The sequence below is a fragment of the Catenibacterium sp. RTP21428st1_D7_RTP21428_210409 genome (genome assembly GCF_040227455.1).
Taxonomy (GTDB): Bacteria; Bacillota_I; Bacilli_A; order Erysipelotrichales; family Coprobacillaceae; genus Catenibacterium; species Catenibacterium mitsuoka_A.
On the sequence record NZ_JBEHVX010000127.1, the window covers coordinates 1 to 4,883 of the forward strand.

The following is a 4,883-nucleotide window of genomic DNA, read 5'->3' on the forward strand; positions in this document are numbered from 1 at the left end:
GTCTCTTACATAGAAAATGAGAAGAAAATCATAGGATATAAAAGGGGAACTGCTTATCCTTTAAATATAAATAGTATTTATTATTTTGAGAATGTTGATTAGAATGCTTTTTGAATACCCATAATCAACAGGTGACGATTTAAGAGATGAATCCGAAGCAAAAACACTCAGGATATAGACTATCTGTCTATGACTGATAGGAAATGATCTCTGTAGGTATTCCTTGATTTTATCCATGACAGTCTTTCTTATCTTTCTATGGTTAAATGTATACTCCTGTTCATTCAGGAATAACGGCATCTCTCTTTTGGTTATTCCATGATATATCCCAGCGATATTATTCTTAATATTACCGATTATTATGTTTAACCGGAGTAGTCTATGATTCTTTTATTTATAGCTAATCTTCTCATTCTTTACCTGTATTTCTTCATTTGGTGTATTAAAGCCTTTCTCACCATCAGTATTAAGTAATGTATCATGTGAGAATACACAGCACTTTTCGATGTTTTTCTTAAGTGACAGACCAGTATAATCATTGATGAGTCTTAACTTAATAAACCGGGGGATAGTTATTCTCTTTATATGTAGATAGAATACCCAAAACAGGTTGCTGCTCACTTGCACGACCTGCATCCCAGAACATATGAAGTCTTGGTCTTTCCTACAAGTTTGACTAGGTAATACTTATGGCATCCGCAACGATCACATGAGAACCCATTAGGCCATTTCATGGATTTGAAGAATTCAATACAGTTATTGATTTTATTAGAATAGTTCTGAGTGAACTCATATAGAGAAGCTTTCCTTAGCTTTAATACTTTGTTTGACATGTGATTATGCTTCCATCTGACTTCTAATCTAATTCTAGAACAGATGGAAAATCTATGTGTCTGGTTCAGCTTCATGAACGCCGTTTAAGCGGTGCTTATGATATTTATTTTTCACTAACCTGTGGTTTGTGGGTATTCAAAAAACATTTTTCTATTTGATTTTATGTTTTGATAGATAGTTATAATTACTTTAAGATTGTAGAACTTTTAACTAGCACTTGTGCATTATTCATATAAATAAAGAGTTGTAAGAAAAGATATTATTACATTGTAATCAGATATATAAAAAAGTATTATAATATATTGATAATCTAGTAGTTTAGGCCTACTATAAAGATATAGAACAAAGTAGCCAAGCTACAGGAGGAATGGTTATGTTGAACAAAAAGTTTTTATTCACTACACTGGCAGCTGTGAGCATGGCATCTTCAATGATGTTAGCTACGCCAGTAATGGCAGCGACGAATGATGCAGGCGACAAGGACGCACAAAATGGAATTGTAAAAACAACTTACGAGGACAAAAATGGCACATGGACTGAAGGTATGATTGGTGGTAATTCAGAAGGAGTTGAAACTTGTTGGTTGGCAAGTGGACCAAAGCGCCAATATCCAAGTGAAGGTGGAACATGGGAATATGGTTTCTGGAATGCTAAAGTTCGTTCTTACTACACAGTTAAAAGATGTTATGGTTCAACAGTTAAGTTGGATAGTAAGATATCACGTTCAGTAAATACTGCATCAGGTAAGAAATCTATCGCTGAATTATGGGCTATTCAATCTAATTCTAAAGACCGCTATTTCTATCGTGTTTGTAGGTAAGCATCACATTTATTGTTTGATAGCTAAAAGACAAATTAGATTTTCGGTTTCGATGCTTGTCATCGAAGCCTATTTTATTTAATAAATAGGATTATGGAGTTGATATTTTTATGAATAAACATGGCATTAGATTGATTAGTTTTATTTTAGCTTTATTTTCATTCATTATGATCTTTCAGAATTTAATGAATGACCAACAGCAATTACCTTTAGGTACAACAGAACAACTTGTTTTAAATATTGCTGAAACTGGTACTACGAAAGAACAACTTATTTCAGAGTTAGATAATATCACGAATAAGCACAATGCTACTCTAGTAAAAGTTGTTACTCCTAGTGATGAATATAAAAATAAGAAAGACATCATTTACTTTGGAAATGAGAAACCAAAAAGTTCCGATATTATTATTGATAATAATAAAATTAAATGGTTAGATTCAAGTTTAGAGGGAAGGTTAATTTCATCTAAAGATATTGGTAATAGACCTTTATATGGAAATTATGCAGTAAAGGGAAATCAAAATTTTAAACAAGATATAGAAAACTGGGCTAATGATAACGGAATTACTATTCAATGGTTGAGAAAAGTACCGTTTATAAAAAGTTTGTACTACAATTTAGTTCATAATGGTGTTGGAAATGTTATTTTAACAGCGTTATTATTATTCATTTCAGTATTATTGACATGGTTTATTTCACACTCAAAAGGAAGAAGTATAAGATTATTGGGTGGAGTAGACATTAAAAAAATTCATATTGAAGATACATTAACACTATCAAAAATGTTTATATCCAGTTATTTAATTTCACTCATAGCATTTTGGTTATATATTGGAATTACTAATGATTTTAAACAAATTACATTGTTGTTATCTAAGGATATTATAACACTATTGGTATTGGTTGTTATTTCAGCATTGATTAGTTTCGGTATTTCAATGATTGTCAAACCAAAAACAGAACATCTTGCGAAAAGAGAAATTCCTTTCAAAAAATTCAGAATGCTCAGTATTGGCGCTAGAATTATGTCTGATTATTCGCTCGTAATTGCACCAGTAGTCGCAGACCTATGCACCACCCCTGTCGCATTAAGTGCACCACCTAACTCTTACCAGAATAATAGCCAATCATGATAGTCATGATTGGCTAAATAATTCCCTTATTTTATTCTAAAATTATCAGTACCCATATCTATATCGATTCTATTATGTACTATTCTATCAAGCAGAGCTTCTGTCAATGTTGACTTATGCAGCTTATCATACCAGTCTTCAGTTGGATACTGACTACAGAAGATAGTTGAACACGTATCATGTCTTACTTCCATTAATTCTGAAATGAACTGCTTATCCTGATCACTCATTTCATACATCAACCATTCATCCAGTATCAAAAGTTCATACTTGGCATACTTCTGCACTGCCTGGGATAGGCTCTTTCCAGAGTTTCTCATGTTATCATATAGTTCAAGTAATCTAGGAAGTCTAATATAGAATGCCTTATGTCTTTGTTTAATAGCCTCATTAGCTATGGCACAGGCAAGCCATGTTTTACCTGTACCACAGGGACCATGTATAACCAGATTTGTATTCAGATTCATAAAGCTGCATGTAGCTAAAGAAGAAACAAGATCTTTAGTTATGAGACGATTATCAGTGTAATGAACATCCCTTAGATCCGCTTCTAAATAGCGAAGCTTAGCTCTTTTCTTCAGTTTCTTTACTGCTTCGTTATATCTACACTGATATACCATATCTATAATCATCTTAATTTTCTCATCAAATGATAAAGTGATATAAGTAGTATTAGATTCAACTGTATTTACTGCATCAATGACATCAATAATGCCCATCTCAGATGCCTTTCTTATAGTTTCATTGTCAATCATTTTGATCTGCCTCCATAGAATTCAGGCCCTCTTAAATGGCCTGTTGCTTTCTCTTCCTTTTTCATATTTTCCTGTAAATTCTGTCTATCTTGATTGTTGGCTAGAATGGCATTAAGATGTCTATATCTAGGTGATGGATATTTACTCAAAGCTATCTGGCAGGATATTTCGAGTCTTTCTTTTGAATATTTATCACTTAGATGCAGTACACTTAATGCAGGATTATATCCCTGTTCTTTAACTACGCTAGTTAGAAATATATTATCTATTACCTTTCTAGTGTAAGGGCCAATTTTACTGGCCCATTTTTTTTATACGCTCATCATCCCATTCTGTTACTTTGACAGACTCTGGCATATCATGATCATATGTTGAATATCTGTTTTTAACGTAATCTGGAAACACCTTATGTACATTAATGCGCTTATTTTGATAATAGGTAGTCAATGTGGTCTCAGTTACCTTAATATCTACCATCTTGCCTACATATTCATATGGAACTGAATACCAGTTCTTTTTATAAGCGATATGACAGTTAAGCTGTACCTTTCTTGAATAAAACCAGTGACATACCTCAAAAGGAAATTCAGGGAGTGGTCTTAGTGTTTTCTTCTCTACCTCTTCGAATACTTCCTTTCTGCTTCCATCTCTCTTCTGGAATGGTGTGGAGTTGAACACCTCAAGTCTTTCTCTAACTGCCTTATACAGTTCTTCAAATGAATTAAACTCTCTGTTTCTTAATGAAGCGATTATGACAGTAGCTATCTTTCCTACAGTGCCTTCTACACTTGCCTTCTGCTTCGGCTTTCTGACCTGTGCAGGCATGATGGCAGTCATATAATGATTTCCAAAATCACTGTAAGTATCAGTAAGGATGATTTCTCCGTTTTTAGGATGCATCACAACACCTGTCTTAAGGTTATCGCAGACTACTCTTACTGTAGATCCACCAAAGTACTCAAACATGTGACGATTACAATTGATCCATGTATTCATCTTCATATCCTTTGTAGCTTCTACATATGAATACTGAGAGAATGGGAGTGTAGCTACAAATAGATATACCTTAACCACTTCACCTGTAGAAGGAACAGTATAATGCATTGTAGGCCCACTCCAGTCTACTTCAGTACGAATACCTGGCTTATGCTGGATATGGTTGGTATAGTTGTGGTTCTGAACATGTTCTGTGTATCCTCTGCAGAACTTTGAATAGCTTACTGGATACTTCCCATCATTTATCTTGATGCAGTATTCATTCCATAACAGCTTCAGAGTGACTCCAGGTTTAGATAATTCATTATGAATATATTCATAATCTGTTATGAAATGACGATTGTC

The 4,883-nt window shown here is 33.6% G+C and carries 6 protein-coding genes; 2 read left to right on the forward strand and 4 right to left on the reverse strand.

What is annotated here, in order from left to right; genetic code table 11:
* Positions 1 to 390: 390 nt before the first annotated feature.
* Complete coding sequence (locus ABUA27_RS12120; protein WP_349820804.1) at positions 391 to 621, reverse strand: hypothetical protein; 231 nt, start codon at positions 619 to 621, stop codon at positions 391 to 393.
* Entirely contained in the window at positions 618 to 908 is a 291-nt protein-coding gene (locus ABUA27_RS12125) for a transposase (protein ID WP_349820805.1), read from the reverse strand. The genes ABUA27_RS12120 and ABUA27_RS12125 overlap by 4 nt, the downstream gene beginning before the upstream one ends.
* A gap of 299 nt (positions 909 to 1,207) precedes the next feature.
* On the opposite strand from ABUA27_RS12125, the gene ABUA27_RS12130 reads away from it, so the two are divergent.
* Both ABUA27_RS12130 and ABUA27_RS12135 read left to right on the forward strand, forming a co-directional pair.
* The gene (locus ABUA27_RS12130) at positions 1,208 to 1,654 is read left to right on the forward strand and encodes a lactococcin 972 family bacteriocin (protein WP_349820806.1); all 447 of its coding nucleotides are present in this window, start codon (positions 1,208 to 1,210) and stop codon (positions 1,652 to 1,654) included.
* 110 nt (positions 1,655 to 1,764) lie between these two features.
* A complete protein-coding gene (locus tag ABUA27_RS12135) occupies positions 1,765 to 2,787 on the forward strand; it encodes a bacteriocin-associated integral membrane family protein (RefSeq protein WP_349820807.1) in 1,023 nt (340 codons plus the stop codon).
* Between the two features lie 26 nt (positions 2,788 to 2,813).
* Here the strand turns inward: ABUA27_RS12135 and ABUA27_RS12140 are convergent, their stop codons facing one another.
* Positions 2,814 to 3,542 carry an ATP-binding protein gene (locus ABUA27_RS12140; RefSeq protein WP_349820808.1) on the reverse strand — a complete coding sequence of 243 codons (729 nt, stop codon included), beginning with the start codon at positions 3,540 to 3,542 and terminating at the stop codon, positions 2,814 to 2,816.
* 294 nt (positions 3,543 to 3,836) lie between these two features.
* Positions 3,837 to 4,883: IS21 family transposase (gene istA, locus ABUA27_RS12145; protein WP_349820809.1), on the reverse strand; the 1,047-nt coding region annotated here is incomplete at its 5' end.